An 18,797-nucleotide genomic window follows, 5' to 3' on the forward strand; every position below is an offset into this window, starting at 1 on the left:
GCCGCCACCGTAGACGACCGCCCGGCTCAGGCGGTCCGGCGGAGCAGCCGGTGGGTGCGCCGGACCGCCGCGAGGCGTTCGTCGCCGTTCATCGCGAGAGCGCGGACCACCGGGTCCTCCGGCCCCCTGCGCTGCCGGATCTCGGCGAGCCTGCCCTGCACCGTCGTCGGGCTGCCGTCGGGGCCGGTGCTCATGTCGCAGTACCAGAGCGCGTCCCGCAGTCGGCCGCGGTGGTCCGGGAACTCCCCCAGGTCACCCGCCAGCCCGACGAGCTCGGCGACGGCCGACGCGCCGGAGTGGTGCGCGACCAGGCCGCAGATCCGTTCCGGCACGCCCGCCCGGCGCAGGTAGCGCGCCCCGTCGAGCGAGTGCAGGCCGGTGTCGTGCACCTCGGCGGCGTAGCCGATGTCGTGCACCCAGGCCGCGGCGACGAGCAGCTCGCGTTCCTGTTCCGGCAGGACGCGCGCCACGTGTTCGGCCCGGCGAGCCACGCCGGCCGTGTGCGCCCAGCGCCGTGGCAGTTCGGCGGCGAGCAGGCGGCGGGCGGTGTTGCGCGCCCAGGTCGACAGGTACGTCCCCGCCGTCGCCTCTACCGGGAACGCCCGCGCCGACGCCCGCACCTCACGGGCCACGAACAACGGCACGTAGTCCTGCAGCCGCGCGCCCCCGAACCGCGCTCGCGCCCGTTCGATCCACTCGTGCACCAGGCTCGGTGGCACGTCGCCGAACTCGCGAACCAGCTGGGACTCCAGACGCCGGATCTTCTCGTCCGCCTGGCTCACAACCTCCGCCGTGGTCGTCACCCGTCCACCGTAAGCTCTGGCGAACCGCCTCGGCCACCGTCGTTCTACGGGGTGTGGATCACATGGGGACCTGGCCGCCGCCGCGCAGGCGGAGCAGTTCGGCTCGTGCGTGGGCGACTTCACCCGTCTCACTTCCGCGCGACCGGGCGAGCTCGCGGGCGAGGTCGGACGCCCCTTCCAGCAGGTGCCGCGCCCGCCGGCGGCCGTGCACCAGCTTGCGGAACGCCTTGCGGTCCTTGCGCAGGCCGCTGACCGCGCCGAGCAGCGCGGGATCGAGGACGCCGGCGTCCGCCTCCGGTTGCAGCAGCTGACGGATCCAGGTCCGCTCCTGCCGGGCCGCGTGCCGAAGGACGTAGAACAGGGTGATCAGTTCGAGGGCCGCGATCGCGAACGGCAGCACGACCGCCACGGCACCGATGCCACCGCTCAGCCCCGCCATGTCGTCCCACGCGAAGTGGAACACCATCGCGGCGAGCATGGTGAGGACGCCGCGGGGCACGTTGCGCTCGCCCGGGGTGCGGCCGAGCACCCACATCAGCCCGGCGCAGAAGATGGCGCTGAACAGCGCGTGCGACACGATGCCGGCCACGCCGCGGAACACGAAGATCTGGAACGACGAGCCGAGCTGGTCGGTGCCGAAGGTCTGCGCCGCTCCGTTGTAGACGTACAGCACGTCCTCGAAGACTTGGAAGCCGAGGCCGATGAACGCGCCGATGATGAAGCCGTCGTAGGCGCCGCGCACCAGCCTCGGGGCGAGGCCGATCAGCAGGGCCAAGCCGAGTGCCTTGCCGAACTCCTCGTTGATCGGCGCGGTCAGCCCGGCGGCCCAGTCGGAGGCGAAGGCCGTGCTGCCCAGCTTCGTCCAGATCTCCAGCAGCGCGGTGTTGGCGGGCAGGGCGATCCAGAACGTCGCGGCCAGGCCACCCCAGGCGAACGCGGCCGCGAGGAGGGTGGCCGGTTGCGCGGTGTAGCGGTTCTGGTGGCGCAGGAGCAGCAGCCACGGCACGAGGTAGAGGCCGAACAGCAGCACGCCGCCGGTCAGCGCCGGACGGTAGAAGTGCGCGCCGGGACCGAAGTAGCGCACCACCGCCAGCGCGCCGCCGCCGACGCCCAGCAGGTAGACCCAGAACGCCAGGTTGCGCGGCTGCACCAGCCGGAACGGCCGGCCCCATCCCGACTCCTCGATCGCGGCGAGCTGCGCGGTCCGCGCCTCGGGCGTCGTCGTCATCGAACCGCTCCCGGGGTGATGCTGCGCAGGAAGGTCCCCACGACCTCTTGCCGGCGTTCGAACTGTCCCGGTGCGGTGCGCACCCTGACCAGCAACGCGGGGGCGCCCTCTGCCTCTCCGGCCGCGCTCGCCATCTTGAACGCGACGTCGAGCCCGTCCCCCGTCGGCGCGGTGCTGGCCAGGGCGACGCCGACCAGACCGGACGCGGTCGTCACCGTGCCGCGCGAGCCGTCGACGCCCGTCGCGCCGCCCTCCGACCGCAGGACCTGGTCGAGGAAGGCGTCCGCGGTGCCGTCGAACGACGCGCCGACCACCGCGATCGTCGCGCCGCCGGTCGTGAGCCGGACCTGCAGGCTCGCCGGCGCCACCGATCCGGTGCCGGTCAGAGTGCCGGATTCGAGCTGCCAGCCCACCGGCGGCACGGCGGTCGCGCCGTCACCGAGGTCGAGGACGTCGCCGGCGCGGATCTCGCTGCGCCACGGGATCGCGGCGTTCAGGGCGGGCAGCCCGTAGAGGAGCAGCAGCGCGACGGCCAGGACGCCGAGGGCGGGCGCGAACGTCCGCCGGTCCAGTCCGAGGAACCGGTGCTCGACCGGCACCCACCCCGGCGGTGCTGCGTCCGTCATCCCGTGCCCCTTTCGCGATCACGACGGGCACCACTCGACCACAGACGACCGCATCCGGCACGACGAGCTAACTGCTGCTGAAGCCCGCGAACAGCACGCTCGCCAGCCCCAGACCCACCAGCAGGTTGAACACCGTGGCGCCGGCGAACACCCCGATCGGCTTCCACCCCGCCTCCCGCAGCGGCGCGACCCGGAACTCCAGTCCGATCGAGACGAACGCCAGGATCAGGAACAGCGTGCGCAGGTCGTTGACCGTCGTGATGAGGGTCTTGTCGCCACCGGACTCCAGGAACACCGTCGCCACGACCGACGCCGCCAGGAAGCCGAGCACGAACTTGGGGAACCGCTCCCACAACGCCCGGCCGCTGACCTTCGCGTCGCCGGTGCGCTCGACCTTCAGCGCGAAGTAGGCCGTCAGCGCGACCGCGACGACGCCGAGCAACGCGTTCTGCGTCGTCTTGACGATCGTCGCGATCTGCAACGCCTCCTCACCGACGATCGCGCCCGCCGCGCTGACGGCGGCGGTGGTGTCGATGTTGCCGCCGATCCACGCGCCCGCCACCGCGGTGGGCAGGCCCAGCGCGTCCACGGCCAGTGGCAGCAGGAAGATGGAGGGCAGCGCGAAGATGATGACCATGCTCGCGGTGTACGCGAGCTGTTCACGGCGGGCCTGCACCGCGCCGGCCGCCGCGATGGCCGCGCTCACGCCGCAGATCGACACCGCCGAGGCCAGCAGCGCCCGCAGCTTCGCGTCGATGCCGAGCTTGCCGCCCAGCCACCACGTGAAGCCGAACACCAGCGTGATCAGCAGGAACGCCTGGGCGACGGCCGGTCCGGCCGCCTTCACGATCACCGCGAAGTTGATCGACGCGCCCAGCAGCACCAGACCGGTCTTGATGAAGAACTCGGTGCGGAACCCGGCGGCGAGCCGGTCGCGGAACCCGAGCCCGGTCAGCACCGCGTTCCCCAGCAACCCCAGCAGGATCGCGTAGACCGGGTACTCGACGCTCTTCGCGACGCCGCCGAGCCAGGTGCCCTTGGCGAACACCGGCACCTGCTGTTCGAGGTACCGGGTCAGCGCGGCCAGCACCACGACGACCGCAACACCTCCGGCCGCCCACAGCACCCGGAACCGTTGCCGCGTCTGGACTTCCGCCATCACGGCACCAGCCAGCCGGGCACGATCCGCGCCAGCACCAGTGCCAGCAGCACCAGACCGGCGATCGTCGCCGCCCAGTCCTCGTTCAACGCGAGCCCGCGTTCGCGGTCGACGCCTTCCTCCGCGCTCATGCCGCCCCTCCATCCGCTCGGTGGTGGCGGCAATGGTCGGAGCAGAACACCAGCAGCGGCAAGAGCTCCCGCGATGTGGAACGGTCAGACCGGGTAGACGTGGGTCTCGGTCGCCTTCACCGCCGCCCACAACGCGTCTCCCGGGCGCAGACGCAGATCGGCGAGGGTGGCGGTGGTGATGTCCGCGAGCACGTTCGGCGCGCCGTCCAGGCGGACGCGGGTGGTGTGCGCGTGCTGTTCGATCGCGTCGACCGTGACCGGCCAGACGTTGCGCGGGCTTCCCCCCGGCCGTTCGGCGTGCAGGCTCACGGCGTTCGGCGGGAACACGACGTGCACGGGACCGTTGACGGGCCGTGGGATCGTGAGCGTGCCGCCTCCGTCGAGGCCGACCTCGGTGCCCGACGCGGTGCCGCGGTAGAAGTTCAGGCCGACGAGGTTGGCGACGTAGTCGGTGCGCGGCTGGCGGGCGACCTCCGCGGGCGGCCCGGTCTGCACCGCACGACCGCCTTCCAGGATCACCAGCCGGTCGGCCAGCACCATGGCGTCCAACGGATCGTGCGTGACCAGCAGCGTGTGGCCGCCGAAGTCCGCGAGGTGCCGGCCCAGTTCCGAGCGGACCTGCAAGCGGGTGCTCGCGTCCAGCGCGGCGAGCGGTTCGTCGAGCAACAGCAGGCTCGGGCCGGTGGCCAGGGCGCGGGCCAGCGCAACCCGTTGCGCCTGTCCGCCCGACAACGAACGCGGCTTGGTCTGCGCGTAGCCGTCCAGCCCGACGCGTCCGAGCCAGCGCGCCGCCTCGGCCCGTGCCTCGTTCCGGCGCGTACCGCGGGCTCTGAGTCCGAACGCGACGTTCTCCAGCGCGGACATGTGCGCGAAGAGCAGGTAGTCCTGGAACACCACGCCGATCGGCCGTTCCTCGGCGGGCAGGAACTCGTTCGCACCGTCCCAGGTGGACTCGCCGACGGTGATGTGCCCCGACGTCAGCGGCAGCAGGCCCGCAAGGGCGCGGAGCGCGGTGGACTTGCCGGCGCCGTTCGGGCCGAGCAGTGCGACGACCTCGCCCGGTGCGATCGTCAGGCCGAGGTCGAGGCTGAAGGTGCCGCGCGTGACGCGCAGGTCCGCGTCCAGGGTCATGTCGGCCCGCTGATCCACCGGTCGCGCAGACCGGCCAGCACACCGACGGACACCAGCAGCAGCACGACGCTCAGCACGATCGCCGCGTCCGGATCCGTTTCCAGGGCGAGGTAGACCGCGAGCGGCATGGTCGTCGTCTCGCCGGGGAAGTTGCCCGCGAACGTGATCGTCGCCCCGAACTCCCCCAGCGCCCGCGCCCAGCACAGCACCGCCCCCGCCACCACACCGGGCAGCACCGACGGCAGCGTCACCCGCCGGAACGTCAGCCACCGCGAGGCACCCAGCGTGGCCGCCGCCTCCTCGTAACGCGGATCGGCGGCCCGCAGCGCGCCCTCCACCGAGATCACCAGGAACGGCATGGCCACGAACGCCTCCGCGACGACGACCCCGGCCGTGGTGAACGGCAGCGAGATGCCGAACCAGGCCTCGAGGTGCTCGCCGATCAGCCCGCGCCGGCCCAGCACCAGCAACAGCGCGACACCGCCGACGACAGGTGGCAGCACGAGCGGCACGGTGACGAGCGCACGCAGGAATCCTCGTCCCGGCAAGCCGGACCGCGCCAGCAGCCAGGCCAGCGGGATGCCGAGGACCAGGCACAGCACCGTCGCCAGCGAGGCGCAGATCAGCGACAACCGCAGCGCCTCACCGACTTCGGCACTGAGCGAAGTGGACAGTGACGTCCACGGCGTCTTGATGAGCAGCCCGGCGAGCGGCACCAGCAGGAACGCCAGGCCGATCACGGCGGGAAGGACGAGGACGACGGGCAGCCGTCCGCGCACCCGGTTGCGCGTCACGGGTTGTCGAACCCTGCCGCGCTCAGCACCGCACGACCCTTGTCGGACAGCACGAAGTCCACGAAGGCCTTGGCGGTCACGGCGTTGGGTGCCTTGGCCAGCGCGGCGATCGGGTAGTCGTTGACCGCCTGCGTGGACTCGGCGAACTCGATGCCCTCCACCTCGTCGCCCGCGGCCTTCACATCCGTCCGGTAGACCAGCGCACCGTCGACCTCCCCGAGTGAAACCTTGGTGAGCACCGCTTTGACGTCCTGCTCCAGCGTGTCCGGCGCGGGCGTGACCTCGGCGAGCTCGAAGACCTTCCTCGACGCGGCACCGCACGGCACCTGCTCCGCGCACAGCGCGATCTTCTTGCCGGAGTCGGCGAAGTCCGCGAGTCGCGAGATCCCGCCCGGGTTGCCCTTGGGCACCGCGATGGCGAGCCTGTTCCTCGCGAACGTCCTCGGCGCGTCCGTGATCGTCTTCGTGTCGGTCACCTGCTTCATGTTCGCCGGAGCGGCGCTCGCGAACACGTCGGCGGGCGCGCCCTGGCCGAGCTGCTGCGCGAGCGCCGAGCTGCCGCCGAAGTTGAACCTGACCTTCGTGCCGGGGTTGGCCTCCTCGAAGTCCTCGCCCAGCCGGGTGAACGTCTCGGTCAGCGACGCCGCCGCGAACACGGTGACGTTCCCCGTGACCGTCTCCGAGCCCGACGAGGTCGCCGTCTGGCCGCCGCACCCCGCGAGCACCAGCGCGGCCGAGACGACCACGGGCACGCTGTTCGCGATTCTGGACATGGGTTCGAGCCTCCAGGCGGTCGACGCGACACCGATCCGCAGATTCGGCACTCGACCATCTTAGGTTCCGCTTCTGCGGATGCAATGCTCACCCCGGAGGAGCTTCTGCGGACCGCCGCTGTGACGTGCCGTGAGGGGCGTGCGGTACGGCGCACCCTAGGGTGGGGCCATGGCGGAGCTGCTGACCTTCGACGACGTCCGGGCCGCGGCCGAGGTGCTCGACGGACGGGTGCTGCGCACGCCCGCGCTCCCCTCGCCGGGACTGTCCGCGCTGCTGGGCGCCCCGACGACGGTGAAGCTGGAACTGTTGCAGCGCACCGGTTCGTTCAAGACGCGCGGCGCGTTCGCGAAGATCCTCTCGCTGCCCGCCGAGGCGCGGGCGGCCGGTGTGGTCGGGGTCAGCGGCGGCAACCACGGGATCGCGCTCGCGGCCGCCGCCAACGAACTGGGCGTGGCCGCGACCGTCGTGATGCCCTCCACGGCGCCCGCGCGGTCGGTCGAGCTGGCTCGGGCGTCCGGTGCGGACGTGCGGCTCACCGACGGCCTGGCGGCGGCGTTCGCGCTGCTCAACGACCTGGTGGAGGCGGGCGCGACGCTCGTGCACCCCTACGACGACCCGGTCGTGGTCGCCGGGCAGGGCACCGCGGGCCTGGAGTTCGCGACCGACGCGCCGGACGTCACCGACGTGCTGGTGAGCGTCGGCGGCGGTGGGTTCATCGCGGGCGTCGCGACGGCGTTCCACGCGCTTGTGCCCAGTGTGCGCGTGTGGGGTGTCGAGGTCGAGGGTGCGGACGCGATGCACCGCGCACTCGCCGCCGGTGGTCCGGTCGAGATCGCGCCCACGTCGATCGTCTCGACCCTCTCGGCACCGCACGTGTCGCAGCTGACGTACGACCACGCCGTCGCGCTGGTCGAGGACGTCCTGGTGGTGTCCGACGCGGACGCCGTGCGCGGGTCGGTCACGCTGGCCGAGACGCAGAAGGTGTGGGCCGAGCCCGCCGCCGGGTGCCTGGTGGCGGCCGCGCCCGCCGTGCTCGAACGGGTCGGTCCCGGCGCGCGGCTGGGCATCGTGGTGTGCGGCGGGAACGTGACCTTCGCGGACATGGTCCGCTGGACGAACTCCTGAGGGTTGCGCGACGGTCCCGGGAGGCCGGGGTCATGCTGCGTCCGGGTCGGTGCCGACGGCGCCGGCCGAACGAAGCGAACGCCCGAGGTGTCCGGTGAGGATGCGGGGGTGACGTCGCCACCACCACAGGTCGAGACCCGGCAACTCGTGGAACCGACCGAGTGCTTGGCCGTCATCGTCGATGGTCGCGGCTTCGTACCGGTCGTCCAGAGCTTTGATCTGCGGAGTCCAAAGCTGGACGACGTGGTCGTCCAGCAGGAGCCAAGCCTCGTGCAGCCAGTTCCGGCAGTAGAGGTCGTTGGTGTACTCGTGGACGTCGTCACCGTAGCCACGCTCGATGACGCCTACCAGGGCCGCCCACGCGCGCACCCTTTCTCCGACCGTGAACGCGGTGCGCCAGCCGCGCTGGTGCAACAGTTCTCCCACATCGGTTTCAGCAGCCACGGACGTGAGGCTTTCACGCCTTGTCCGTCCAGACCGCAGAGGACGACAGTGCGACACGACGACCCGCTGGCCCTGACCATCACCGCCGCTGTCCGCGACGGCGACCTGGACACGTCAAGACGGCTCATGGCGGACAACGCAGGCTTGGCGACCGCGCGGATCGTCGACGAGCAAGGAAACGCACGGACCCTGCTGCACGTGCTGACGGACTGGCCCGCGAAGTGTCCACGCGGTGCACAGACCGTGGCGGTGCTGGTCGAGGCGGGAGCCGATGTCAACGCACGGTTCCAGGGGTCGCACAGCGAGACGCCGCTCCACTGGGCCGCCAGCGCCGATGACGTCGAGGTGCTCGACGCGCTCCTCGACGCGGGTGCGGACATCAACGCCGACGGAGCGGTGATCGGCGGCGGTACCCCGCTGGCCGACGCGCGGGCCTTCGCCCAGTGGCGTGCGGCGCGCCGGCTCGTCGAGCGGGGCGCGGCGGTCACGCTCACCGACGCGGCGACGCTCGGGCTGTCCGACCGACTTGGCGCCCTCCTCGCCGGTGCCACTCCGGATGACGTGAACATCGCGTTCTGGGGTGCGTGTCACGGCGGTCAGCGGGAGTGCGCGGAGCGTCTGCTGGCGCTGGGTGCGGACGTGCACTGGGTGCCGCCGTGGGAACACGTCACGCCGGTGGATGCCGCTGTGCGCAACGGTTTCGACGACCTGGCGGCGTGGCTGCGCGACCGCTGAGCTGGTTTTCGCACTTCAGTGCTGGGTACTCGGCTGACATGGAGACAGCGGAGGACGACAAGGAGACCGAGTTGCGCCAGGTGCTGGCCGAACTGTCCTATCCGGCCGACAAGGTGCGCATCGTCGTCTGCGCGGAAGTGCACGACCTGGGCACCGACGTCCGCCGCCGGCTGCACCACCTCCCCCACCGCCGCTACTGTTCCCCGTCCGAGGTGCTGGACGCGCTGTCGTCCGGCACGACCCGGTCGTGACCCCCTTGGCGGACGACGAACGGCGCCGTTTTCCCGCAAGGCTCCCGTTCGCCGCGCTCGCCACACTCCCGGGGAGCTACCTGGGGGCGGCGGAGTACCTGGGGTGGCCGCATCCCGACGTCGCTCCTCCGCTGGCGGCCCTGGTGTTCGGCATCGCCATCGTGGGTGCGGCGTTCGTGCTCGCCTGGGCCGCCGAGGCCGCCCAGGTGGACGTCAGCGCCGGGCTGGCCATCGCCCTGCTCGCGCTCGTGGCCGTGCTGCCCGAGTACGCGGTGGACCTGGTCTTCACGTTCGAGGCGGGCCAGGAGTTCGCCCGTGAGGGCACCTGCGTGCCGCCGCCCGGCGAGGCGGACCCGTGTTCGCTCGCGCTCGCGAACATGACCGGCGCCAACCGGGTGCTCGTCGGGTTCGGCTGGCCCCTGGTCGTGCTCGTGGGTGCGCTCGCCGTGCGGCGGGCGCACCGGGAGAGCGCATCGACCCACGAGGGACGGATCGCGCTCGCACCGGTCATGTCGGTCGAGGTCGTGTTCCTCGGCCTGGCCACCCTGTACTCGCTGACCCTGCCGCTGCGCACGTCGCTCACGATGGTCGACGCCGCGGTCTTCCTCGCCATCTTCGCGGGGTACGCCTGGCGGTTGTCCAAGGCGCCCGTGGAGGAGCCGAACCTGCTCGGTGTGTCCGAGTGGGTGGGGCGGCAGGACCGGCGGCCGCGCCGCTGGTGGGTGGTCGGCATGTTCACCTTCGCCGGCATCGTCATCCTCGCCACGGCCGAGCACTTCGCCGAGAACCTCGTGGACTCCGGGAAGAGCCTCGGTGTGGACGAGTTCCTGCTGGTGCAGTGGGTGGCGCCGCTGGCGAGCGAGTCACCGGAGCTCATCGTCGCCTGCCTCTACGCCGCCCGGCTGATGGCCTCGCACTCGCTCGGCACGCTGCTGTCCAGCAAGGTCAACCAGTGGACGCTGCTGGTGGGCACCATCCCGATCGTGTTCGCGATCTCCAGCGGCAGCACCCACGGCCTGCCGCTGGACGGGCATCAGCGCCTGGAGCTGCTGATCACCGCCACCCAGTCGTTGTTCGCGGTGAGCATCCTCGCGAACCTCGGTCTCACCACGATCGGCGCCACGACGCTGTTCGTCCTGTTCGCCGCCCAGTTCACCGCCAGCGTCACGCTGTCCGACGCCGCCAACCGCGTGGTGATCCTCGTGCTGTCCGGGCTCTACGTCGCGCTGGCGGTCGGGCAACTGGTGCGCCGCAGGCACATCGGCGCCCGCACCGCGCGCGACGGAGTGGTGACCCCGTTGCCCGAACTCGCGAGCCGGTCCTCGTGACGGCGCGGGGCCTGTCGCAGGACAGGCCCCGCGCCGGACGTCACTTCGTCGCGATCTTGTCGCCCGGCGTGATGAGGTCCGGGTTCGTCAGGAACCGGGCGTTCTTGGCCACCAGCGCCTGCCAGCCCCCGTCGACCCGCAGCTCCTCGGCGATGCTGCTCAGCGTGTCACCGGACTTGACCGTGTAGTCGCCGTCGGGATTGCTCGTGGACGGCGCGGCCAGCGGCACCACGCGCGACGCGGCCTTGCGGCCGGCCGGGACCTGCCCCTGGCGCACTGGTTGCGCGGTGCCGGCGGCACGTCGTCCGCACGCACCCCACGCTCCGATCCCCTGGGTCCGCAGAACGCTTTCCGCCACGCGGATCTGTTCCTCGCGGGAAGCCTGGTGGGCGTGGCCGGAGCCGCCGTTGGCCTGCCAGGTCGACTGGCTGAACTGGAGTCCGCCGTAGTAGCCGTTGCCGGTGTTGGTCGACCAGTTGTTCCCGCTCTCGCACTGCGCGATGCGGTCCCAGTCGACGGGGGCCGAGGCTGAGGCGATCGTGCCGCCCGTTGTGACGAGAGCCGCCGCGGAGAAGGCGATGAGCACGGCGCGACCGGTGAAGTTGCCACGAAGATGACGCATGTCCCTTTTGCACCCCGTCCCGCTCTCGCCCGCGAGGGCGCCTGTCCGACGGGGAATTCGTCCATGACATGGACAGGGCCCGCCGCTGGACAGGTGAGCGAACGGCGAACCCTGGTGGTGCGGCGGTCTCACGACCGCTGGCAGGAACGTAGGAACGTCGCGCCGGTTCCGCACGCCCGGAGGCGGGCAAGATCACCCGATAGGTCGAGATCCCGGAATCGGTGTGTAAAAGGCCGAAAACGCGTGCCGGCTCACTGGTCGGTCCTTCCGCGGTTCTCGGAGTACGCGGCCGCGCTGAGCCGCTGGCGCTCGCGCTTGAGCTGCTTCTCGAAGCCGTGCCGCTCGCCGTCCGCCAAGTCGTCCCGCACGGCGCGCTCGACGTCGCGGAACACGTCGTGGTACATGTCGTCGTACTCCTCGACGATCTGGAAGGTCCACCGTCCAGGAAGGACGTTGCGGCCGAGCAGGTCCCGTTGCACGCGGTCCGCGTGCTCCGCGTGCCCCGCCTCGCGCAGCGCCGCGACCGCGTCACCGAGCTCGAAGTCGGCGGTGCCGGTGAGCTGGTGGAACGAGTACAGGTGACCTCGGGCCCGTTCAGTGGTCTCCAGGGCCTTGCGGAGCTTGCCGAGCGCCTCGATCGTCTTGTCGTCCATACGGGGCCGAGTACCCCGTTGTGGTTCACCCCTATCCCGCGCGGGTACTCCGGCGGCGACGTCCAGGAGAGCGGAGATGGGCACTTGCCGGATGCGTGCGCCGACACGGTCGGGGTGGAAGAGGAGTTCCTGCTCGTCGACGCTGCTTCCCAGCGGACGGTGATGCGCGCCGACGCCGTGCTGGCGCGGGTGCGGGACACCGAGCTGACGAAGTTCCACGCGGAGCTGGCCGGAACCCAGGTGGAGGCGGCGACCGGGCCGTGCACCGGCGTGGCGGCCCTGGGTGAGGCGCTCTCGGCTGCCCGCTCGATGCTCACCGAGGCCGCTCGCGCGGAAGGCCTGGAGCTGATCTCCCGTGGCACGCCGGTCAAAGCCGCGACGCGTTCGGTCGTCGCGGACGGCGCACGGTTCCACCGCGTCCTCGACACGTACGCGGGCGTGGTCGAGGACTACGAGGCGTGCGGCTGTCACGTGCACGTCGGTGTGCCGGACCGCGAGACCGCGGTGGCCGTGCTGAAACACGTGCGACCGTGGCTGCCGACCCTGCTGGCCCTGTCCGCCAACTCCCCCGGCCACGGCTACGCGAGCTGGCGGATGGTGCTGCAGTCGCGGTTCCCCGGCTCGGGTGTGCCCCCGCTGTTCCGCGACGCGCGGGACTACGACGACCACGTCGCCCGGATGGTGACCTGCGGGACGCTCGTGGACGCGGCGCAGTCGTTCTGGCTCGTGCGGCTGGCGTCCCGGCTGCCGACCGTGGAGTTCCGCGCGGCGGACACCGCCGCGGAGGTCGACGGGGCGGTGCTGCAGGCCGCGCTGTCGCGTGCTTTGGTGCACGCCGCCCATGAGGACGTCCACAAGGGCGTGGAACCTCCCGCGGTGCGTGACGACGTGCTCGCCGCCGCCGTGTGGACGGCGTCCAGGTACGGCATCGACGGCGCCGGGGTCGACCCGTGGCGCGAGTGCCGGGTGCCCGCCACCGAACTGCTGGACGACATGGTCGAGCACGTGACGCCCGCGCTGGAGGACCGCGGCGAACTGGCGCTCGTGCGTGAGCTGGTCGCCGCGCGGGTATGACTCCTGAGTGCACCTACCATCGCCACGCGGTCCTCTGTCCGAGCAGGTCGTCGCCACGCTGAAGGGCGACCCGGACGGACGCGCCATCGACTTCTCCGACGCCGACCCGTACGGCGAGGACCTGACCATCGCCCTGCACACGTTGTACGAGCTGCACTACGGCGGCTTCGACGGCGTGCACCCGGCCTGGGAGTGGGATCCGGAACTGCTGCGGCTGCGGGCGCGGATCGAGAACGTCTTCCTCGAACGGCTCCGGTCCGACGTGGACGGTGGCGAGGACCTCGACGCCACCCTGGGAGACCTGCTGGTCGAGCACGTTCCCGGCAGCGGGGTGTCACACCACCTGCGCGACGACGGGACCTGGGACCAGATGTGCGAGTACTTCGCGCATCGTTCGGTGTACCACCACAAGGAGGCCGACCCGCACGCGTGGGTCATCCCCCGGTTGCGGGGCAGGGCGAAGGCCGCACTGGTGGCGGTCGAGTTCGACGAGTTCGGCGGCGGGCGGGCCGACCGCATGCACTCCCGGCTCTACGCCGACCTGCTCGACGGCGCGGGGATGTCCTCCGACTACCTGCACTACCTCGACGACGTGCCGGCGCCCGCCATCGCGATCGTCAACATGATGTCCCTGTTCGGCCTGCACCGGTCGTTGCGCGGCGCCCTGGTCGGCCACTTCGCCGCGGCCGAGATCACCACGGCACCGAGCGCACGGCGCATGACGCAGGCGTTGGAGCGTCTCGGCGCCGACCCGCGATGCGTCGAGTTCTTCACCGAGCACATCGAGGCCGACGCCGTGCACGAGCAGATCATGCGCAACGACGTCATCGGCTCATTGCTGGAGCAGGAACCGTCGCTCAGGGCCGACGTCGTCTTCGGCGTCCAAGCGACGGAACTCCTCGAGTCACGGCTCGCCGCTCACCTGCTGTCGTCCTGGGACTCGGGCGAGTCGTCACTGCGGACCCGCTTGCGGTGGCTGGTGTCGCAGAACGGATAGCGCTTGCTGCGCCGGCACGCGCACACCGCGACCACGAACCGGTCGCTGGTGTGCGTCGTGCCGTCCTCCGTGACGAGCTCGACCGGTCCTTCAACCAGCACAGGGCCGTTCGGCACGATCGTCACCCTGCGCGAGCGGGCTTCGGTCACCGCGGATCACCACCAGTTCCTCGTCTCGCTGCCCGGGATCGATCAGGCCGTGCTGTTCCAGGAACGCCGTCCTGGACCGCATCACCGGCCCGAACGGCACCCGGCGCCGTTGCACGACCGAGGCTTTCAGCCCGCAGTCGCGCAACTGCCGCAAAGTCTGGTCCACTCCGCACAGTGCGGAATGGACCATCAACAGCACACCGCCGGGTTCGAGCAGGTCGAACGACCTGCTGCACAAGGGGTTCAGGAGCTCGCGGCCGTCCAGCCCGGCGTCCCACGCCCTCGCCCGTCCTCGTGCGACGCAGTTCGCGGGCACGTACGGCGGATTCGCCAGCACCAGGTCGAAGGTCTCGTTCCGCACGACGTCGAGCACGTTGCCCTGCCGTACGCGGATAGGCGTGCGGTTCATGACCGCGTTGATCCGCGCCGTCCACACGGCACGCCGGGAAACGTCCACGGCGGTCACATCGGAGGCACCGGCTCTCCTGGCCGCCAAAGCGAGGGCGCCCGTGCCGGTCCCGATGTCCAGAACGCGGGCGCCCCTGGGGATCGCTGCCGCGTGGAGCGCTTCGAGCAGAAGCGCGGTGTCGTCTTGGGGCGTGTACACGCCCCGCGTCCTGAGCAACATCACAGACGTGGAATCGGCCTGCCACAACGCCTTGAAACAAGCCGGAATCACGTGTTTGCGAGCCGATCGGGAGGGCACCCGCCCCACAACAGTGACTTTTTCGGGAAGGAGCCTCGATGAAGGCGGTCACCTGGCACGGCAAGCGCGACGTCCGGGTGGACACGGTGCCCGATCCGCGGATCGAATCCCCGACGGATGCCGTCATCCGGGTCACCTCCACTGGCGTGTGCGGCTCGGACCTGCACCTGTACGAGGTGCTCGGCCCGTTCATGACCGAGGGCGACGTACTGGGGCACGAACCGATGGGCATCGTCGAGGAGGTCGGCGCGGAGGTCACCTCGCTCAAGGCGGGAGACCGGGTGGTCGTCCCGTTCAACATCTCCTGCGGCCACTGCTTCATGTGCGACCGCGGCCTGCAGTCGCAGTGCGAGACGACCCAGGTCACCAGTCAGGGCAAGGGCGCGGCGCTGCTCGGCTACACGAAGCTCTACGGGCAGGTGCCCGGCGGCCAGGCCGAGTACCTGCGGGTGCCCCAGGCCCAGTACGGGCCCATCAAGGTGCCGGACGGCCCGCCGGACGACCGGTTCGTCTACCTGTCCGACGTGCTGCCGACGGCCTGGCAGGCCGTCGAGTACGCCGAGATCCCGGCGGGCGGCTCGGTCGTCGTCTTCGGCCTCGGGCCGATCGGGCAGATGTGCGCCCGCGTCGCCCTGCACAAGGGCGCGGGCCAGGTCATCGGGATCGACCTCGTGTCCGAACGCCTGGCGCGGGCCGAGGCGCACGGTGCGACGGTGATCGACACACGCGACCACGACGACATCGGCGACGCCGTCCGCGCACTCACCTCGGGCCGGGGCGCGGACTCCGTCATCGACGCGGTGGGCATGGAGGCGCACGGCGCGCCCGCGGCCCGGATCGCGCAGAACCTGGTGGCCGCGCTGCCGCAGGTCGCGGGTGCGCTGATCACCGAGAAGGCGGGCATCGACCGGCTGAGCGTGCTGTACGCCGCCATCGACTCGGTGCGGCGCGGCGGCACGATCTCGCTGTCCGGCGTGTACGGCGGCATGATCGATCCGATGCCCATGATGGAACTGTTCGACAAGCAGGTCAGGCTCCACATGGGACAGGCGAACGTGCGCCGCTGGGTCGACGAGATCCTGCCGCTGCTCTCCGGCACCGACGACCCTCTCGGCGTCGACGACTTCGCGACCCACCGGTTGCCGCTGCACGAGGCACCGCGCGCCTACGAGATGTTCCAGAAGAAGCTCCACGGAGCTCAGAAGGTCCTGTTGCAACCGGCGAGCTGAGAACTTCGCCGGACGGTGGGCATCGCGTCCGCGGTGCCCACCGTTTCGCCATCACGGGGAATTCCCGCCCGAGTGGTTGGCTCGTCAACCACCGGGTACTGCGTGACTGACATTCATGTGCCGTAGGAGGAAGCAGTGGCCAGCCACAAGCCAGGCAAGCTCGTGAAGGCGGCGGTGGAGAAGGCGGTCGACAAGGTCACCGAAATGGTGAACCCGCCGATCCCCGGAGCTCCGAACAGCGAACCGCCGTCGCTCGAGGAGCCGACCGAGCCGCGAGGGCCGTTGCCGCCCAAGCACGACCAGACCGGCCCGGAGACGGTGTCGCCGACGGGCGCCCCGACCGGGGCACCCAAACTGACGCAGGGCCAGCAGGGTGAGTTCCTCACCACCTCCGCCGGCGCGCGGCTGCACGACACCGACCACTCGCTGAAGGCCGGTGAGCGCGGGCCGACGTTGTTGCAGGACCACCACCTGCGCGAGAAGGTCATGCACTTCGACCACGAGCGCATCCCGGAGCGGGTCGTGCACGCGCGTGGATACGGAGCGCACGGCACGTTCGTCGGCTACGGCACGGCGTCGAACGTCTGCATGGCCGGTTTTCTCGGCGACGGCGTGGAAACGCCCGTGTTCGTGCGGTTCTCGACCGTGCTGGGCTCGCGCGGCTCGGCGGACACCGTGCGGGACACCCGCGGGTTCGCGACGAAGTTCTACACCCAGGAGGGCAACTTCGACCTGGTGGGCAACAACATCCCGGTGTTCTTCATCCAGGACGGGATCAAGTTCCCGGACGTGATCCACGCCGGCAAGCCCCACCCGGACCGGGAGATCCCGCAGGCGCAGAGCGCGCACGACACGTTCTGGGACTTCGTGTCGATCCACACCGAGGCCACCCACCACGTCATGTGGAACATGTCCGACCGCGGCATCCCCCGCTCGTACCGCACGATGGAGGGCTTCGGCGTCCACACGTTCCGCCTCGTCAACGCCGAGGGCGAGACCGTGCTCGCGAAGTTCCACTGGAAGCCGAAGCTGGGCGTGCACTCCCTGGTGTGGGAGGAGGCCCAGCTGGCCGCCGGTTTCGACCCCGACTTCCACCGCCGCGACCTCGCCGACGCCATCGAGTCCGGCGCGTACCCGCAGTGGGAGCTCGGCCTGCAGATCATGCCCGACAACCCGCAGCAGACCTTCGAGGGCATCGACCTGCTCGACCCGACGAAGATCGTCCCGGAGGAGCTCGCGCCGGTGCAGCCGGTCGGGGTGCTGACGCTCAACCGCAACCCGCAGAACTACTTCGCGGAGACCGAGCAGGTGGCGTTCCACCTCGGCAACCTGGTGCCGGGCATCGACGTCACCGACGACCCGCTGCTGCAGGCCCGCCTGTTCTCCTATTTGGACACCCAGCTGACCAGGCTCGCGGGACCGAACTTCAACCAGATCCCGATCAACCGCCCGCACGTGCCGGTCAACGACATGCTCCGCGACGGGTTCCACCAGCAGGCGGTGCACGCGGGCGTCGCCCCCTACCGGCCGAACACGCTCGACGGCGGCAACCCGTTCGTCGCGAAGGCCGGGGACCGGCCGCTCGTCGAGGTGGCGCAGCCGCTGCCCAGGGCCGTCAAGGTTCGCGAGGCCCCGAAGTCGTTCGCGGACCACTTCACGCAGCCGAGGCTGTTCTGGCAGAGCCTGACGCCGGTCGAGAAGGAACACGTCGTGAACGCGTTCACCTTCGAACTGGGCAAGTGCTACGAGCAGGCCATCAAGGAACGTCAACTGCTCGTGCTGGCCAACGTCGACCCCGTCCTGTGCGCGGAGGTCGCCAAGGGCCTGGGACTTCCGGTGCCGGCGAAGGCGAAGCTGAGGAAGGTCACGCCGAGTCCGGCGCTGTCGCAGCTCGGGCAGACGTGGCCCACGGATGGCCGCATCATCGGAATTGTGGTCGACCCGGCCGATCTCGACGGCGTCCGCACGGTGCGCGAGACCGTCCTGGCGGGCGGAATGGTGCCGTTGCTGATCGCGCCGACCGGCGGGCCGCTCGGCGACAGCGGTCTGATCGCGCAGCGCACGTTCTTCACCGCGCGCTCGATCGAGTTCGACGCGCTGCTGGTCGCGGGCAACGCCACCGCCACAGGCGCCACCCTCATGATCCAGGAGTGCTTCCGCCACTCGAAGGCCATCGGGGCGTGGGGCACCGGGCGCACCGCCGTGGAGGCCGCCGGGTGCGGGACGGGACCGGGCATCGTGATCGACGACGACCCGTCGAAGGTCCTCTCCGAGGTGACCACGCTGCTCGGCGCCCACCGCGTGTGGGACCGCTTCCCCCCGGTCATCGGATGAGCAGCCAGGAGGCGCTCACCGAGGAGGAACTCGCCTTCCTCCAGTCGATGTTCGACCTGGCCCGCGCCGGGGACGCGGCGCGGCTGGCCGAGGCGGTCGACGCGGGGATACCGGTCAACCTCACCAACGGTGCGGGCGACTCCCTGCTGATCCTCGCCGCCTACCACCGCCATCCGGACGCGGTCGAGGCGTTGCTGGAGCGGGGCGCCGACACCGGCCGGATCAACGACCGGGGACAGACCGCCCTGGGAGCCGCGGTGTTCCGGCGCTCGGAACGCATCGTCCAGCTGTTGCTCGCCGCGGGGGCGGACCCCGCTCTCGGGCCGAGGTCCGCGCTCGACGTCGCCCGGCACTTCGACCTGCCGGAGATGCTGGCGCTGCTGCAGCCCGTCACGGGTGCGCCCGTGCGGTGAGATCGCACGTGGGCGGGGCGGCACGGCGCCGCCCCGCCCACGGCACCTGGTGGTGTGACTCGGAAGGTTTCCGGGGCGAAGCACCCAGCCG

The 18,797-nt window shown here is 71.0% G+C and carries 22 protein-coding genes; 9 read left to right on the forward strand and 13 right to left on the reverse strand.

Annotated features, from left to right (window positions below; genetic code table 11):
• Positions 1-26: 26 nt before the first annotated feature.
• The 8 genes from DFR72_RS13145 to modA all read right to left on the reverse strand — a co-directional run bounded on the left by DFR72_RS13145 (position 27) and on the right by modA (position 6,645).
• Positions 27-803: an HD domain-containing protein gene (locus DFR72_RS13145; protein ID WP_177224478.1), complete on the reverse strand. Its 777-nt coding sequence runs from the start codon at positions 801-803 to the stop codon at positions 27-29.
• 58 nt (positions 804-861) lie between these two features.
• Positions 862-2,031: a PrsW family intramembrane metalloprotease gene (locus DFR72_RS13150; RefSeq protein WP_090062318.1), complete on the reverse strand. Its 1,170-nt coding sequence runs from the start codon at positions 2,029-2,031 to the stop codon at positions 862-864.
• Entirely contained in the window at positions 2,028-2,657 is a 630-nt protein-coding gene (locus DFR72_RS13155) for a hypothetical protein (protein WP_090062316.1), read from the reverse strand. The genes DFR72_RS13150 and DFR72_RS13155 overlap by 4 nt, the downstream gene beginning before the upstream one ends.
• A gap of 67 nt (positions 2,658-2,724) precedes the next feature.
• Positions 2,725-3,816, reverse strand: coding sequence for a YeiH family protein (locus tag DFR72_RS13160; protein WP_090062315.1), 1,092 nt, complete (start codon positions 3,814-3,816; stop codon positions 2,725-2,727).
• Positions 3,816-3,947 carry a hypothetical protein gene (locus DFR72_RS47470; RefSeq protein ID WP_256237061.1) on the reverse strand — a complete coding sequence of 44 codons (132 nt, stop codon included), beginning with the start codon at positions 3,945-3,947 and terminating at the stop codon, positions 3,816-3,818. Before DFR72_RS47470 ends, DFR72_RS13160 begins: the two co-directional genes overlap by 1 nt.
• Before the next feature lie 84 nt (positions 3,948-4,031).
• Positions 4,032-5,078, reverse strand: a complete 1,047-nt coding sequence (locus tag DFR72_RS13165) for an ABC transporter ATP-binding protein (protein WP_090062313.1) — start codon at positions 5,076-5,078, stop codon at positions 4,032-4,034.
• A complete protein-coding gene (gene modB / locus DFR72_RS13170; RefSeq protein WP_090062312.1) occupies positions 5,075-5,872 on the reverse strand; it encodes a molybdate ABC transporter permease subunit in 798 nt (265 codons plus the stop codon). The genes DFR72_RS13165 and modB overlap by 4 nt, the downstream gene beginning before the upstream one ends.
• Positions 5,869-6,645 (reverse strand): molybdate ABC transporter substrate-binding protein, encoded by a 777-nt coding sequence (gene modA / locus DFR72_RS13175; protein WP_090063522.1) that lies wholly within the window; start codon positions 6,643-6,645, stop codon positions 5,869-5,871. The genes modB and modA overlap by 4 nt, the downstream gene beginning before the upstream one ends.
• 169 nt (positions 6,646-6,814) lie before the next feature.
• Between modA and DFR72_RS13180 the strand changes: the two genes are divergently transcribed.
• Entirely contained in the window at positions 6,815-7,771 is a 957-nt protein-coding gene (locus tag DFR72_RS13180; protein ID WP_245982872.1) for a threonine ammonia-lyase, read from the forward strand.
• Between the two features lie 30 nt (positions 7,772-7,801).
• Here the strand turns inward: DFR72_RS13180 and DFR72_RS13185 are convergent, their stop codons facing one another.
• Positions 7,802-8,215: a hypothetical protein gene (locus tag DFR72_RS13185; RefSeq protein ID WP_090062310.1), complete on the reverse strand. Its 414-nt coding sequence runs from the start codon at positions 8,213-8,215 to the stop codon at positions 7,802-7,804.
• A 48-nt stretch (positions 8,216-8,263) separates the two neighbouring features.
• On the opposite strand from DFR72_RS13185, the gene DFR72_RS13190 reads away from it, so the two are divergent.
• The 3 genes from DFR72_RS13190 to DFR72_RS13200 are packed head-to-tail and all read left to right on the forward strand — an operon-like array spanning position 8,264 to position 10,529.
• A complete protein-coding gene (locus tag DFR72_RS13190; protein WP_245982874.1) occupies positions 8,264-8,950 on the forward strand; it encodes an ankyrin repeat domain-containing protein in 687 nt (228 codons plus the stop codon).
• Positions 8,951-8,988: 38 nt separating this feature from the next.
• Entirely contained in the window at positions 8,989-9,201 is a 213-nt protein-coding gene (locus DFR72_RS13195) for a DUF2795 domain-containing protein (protein WP_090062308.1), read from the forward strand.
• Positions 9,198-10,529 (forward strand): sodium:proton exchanger, encoded by a 1,332-nt coding sequence (locus DFR72_RS13200; RefSeq protein WP_245982876.1) that lies wholly within the window; start codon positions 9,198-9,200, stop codon positions 10,527-10,529. The genes DFR72_RS13195 and DFR72_RS13200 overlap by 4 nt, the downstream gene beginning before the upstream one ends.
• Before the next feature lie 40 nt (positions 10,530-10,569).
• Here DFR72_RS13200 and DFR72_RS47475 read toward each other — a convergent pair whose 3' ends face one another.
• The gene (locus tag DFR72_RS47475) at positions 10,570-11,151 is read right to left on the reverse strand and encodes a LysM peptidoglycan-binding domain-containing protein (protein ID WP_090062306.1); all 582 of its coding nucleotides are present in this window, start codon (positions 11,149-11,151) and stop codon (positions 10,570-10,572) included.
• Between the two features lie 251 nt (positions 11,152-11,402).
• Positions 11,403-11,804, reverse strand: a complete 402-nt coding sequence (locus DFR72_RS44970; RefSeq protein ID WP_143086551.1) for a hypothetical protein — start codon at positions 11,802-11,804, stop codon at positions 11,403-11,405.
• A gap of 18 nt (positions 11,805-11,822) precedes the next feature.
• Between DFR72_RS44970 and DFR72_RS13210 the strand changes: the two genes are divergently transcribed.
• Positions 11,823-12,878, forward strand: a complete 1,056-nt coding sequence (locus DFR72_RS13210; protein WP_211335407.1) for a carboxylate-amine ligase — start codon at positions 11,823-11,825, stop codon at positions 12,876-12,878.
• 7 nt (positions 12,879-12,885) lie between these two features.
• Entirely contained in the window at positions 12,886-13,875 is a 990-nt protein-coding gene (locus DFR72_RS13215; protein WP_090062302.1) for an iron-containing redox enzyme family protein, read from the forward strand.
• Here DFR72_RS13215 and DFR72_RS13220 read toward each other — a convergent pair.
• Together DFR72_RS13220 and DFR72_RS13225 are read right to left on the reverse strand one after the other, a co-directional pair.
• Positions 13,797-14,024: a CDGSH iron-sulfur domain-containing protein gene (locus DFR72_RS13220; protein ID WP_090062301.1), complete on the reverse strand. Its 228-nt coding sequence runs from the start codon at positions 14,022-14,024 to the stop codon at positions 13,797-13,799. The two genes, DFR72_RS13215 and DFR72_RS13220, sit on opposite strands and share 79 nt — an antisense overlap.
• Complete coding sequence (locus DFR72_RS13225) at positions 13,966-14,655, reverse strand: HemK2/MTQ2 family protein methyltransferase (protein WP_090062299.1); 690 nt, start codon at positions 14,653-14,655, stop codon at positions 13,966-13,968. The genes DFR72_RS13220 and DFR72_RS13225 overlap by 59 nt, the downstream gene beginning before the upstream one ends.
• A gap of 113 nt (positions 14,656-14,768) precedes the next feature.
• On the opposite strand from DFR72_RS13225, the gene DFR72_RS13230 reads away from it, so the two are divergent.
• From DFR72_RS13230 to DFR72_RS13240, 3 genes are all read left to right on the forward strand, one after another.
• Positions 14,769-15,959: a zinc-dependent alcohol dehydrogenase gene (locus tag DFR72_RS13230; protein ID WP_090062298.1), complete on the forward strand. Its 1,191-nt coding sequence runs from the start codon at positions 14,769-14,771 to the stop codon at positions 15,957-15,959.
• A 135-nt stretch (positions 15,960-16,094) separates the two neighbouring features.
• Positions 16,095-18,293 carry a catalase gene (locus tag DFR72_RS13235; protein WP_090062296.1) on the forward strand — a complete coding sequence of 733 codons (2,199 nt, stop codon included), beginning with the start codon at positions 16,095-16,097 and terminating at the stop codon, positions 18,291-18,293.
• The gene (locus tag DFR72_RS13240; RefSeq protein ID WP_090062295.1) at positions 18,290-18,706 is read left to right on the forward strand and encodes an ankyrin repeat domain-containing protein; all 417 of its coding nucleotides are present in this window, start codon (positions 18,290-18,292) and stop codon (positions 18,704-18,706) included. The genes DFR72_RS13235 and DFR72_RS13240 overlap by 4 nt, the downstream gene beginning before the upstream one ends.
• Positions 18,707-18,797: the final 91 nt, after the last annotated feature.

The sequence above is a fragment of the Lentzea flaviverrucosa genome, assembly GCF_003350445.1.
GTDB lineage: Bacteria > Actinomycetota > Actinomycetes > Mycobacteriales > Pseudonocardiaceae > Lentzea > Lentzea californiensis.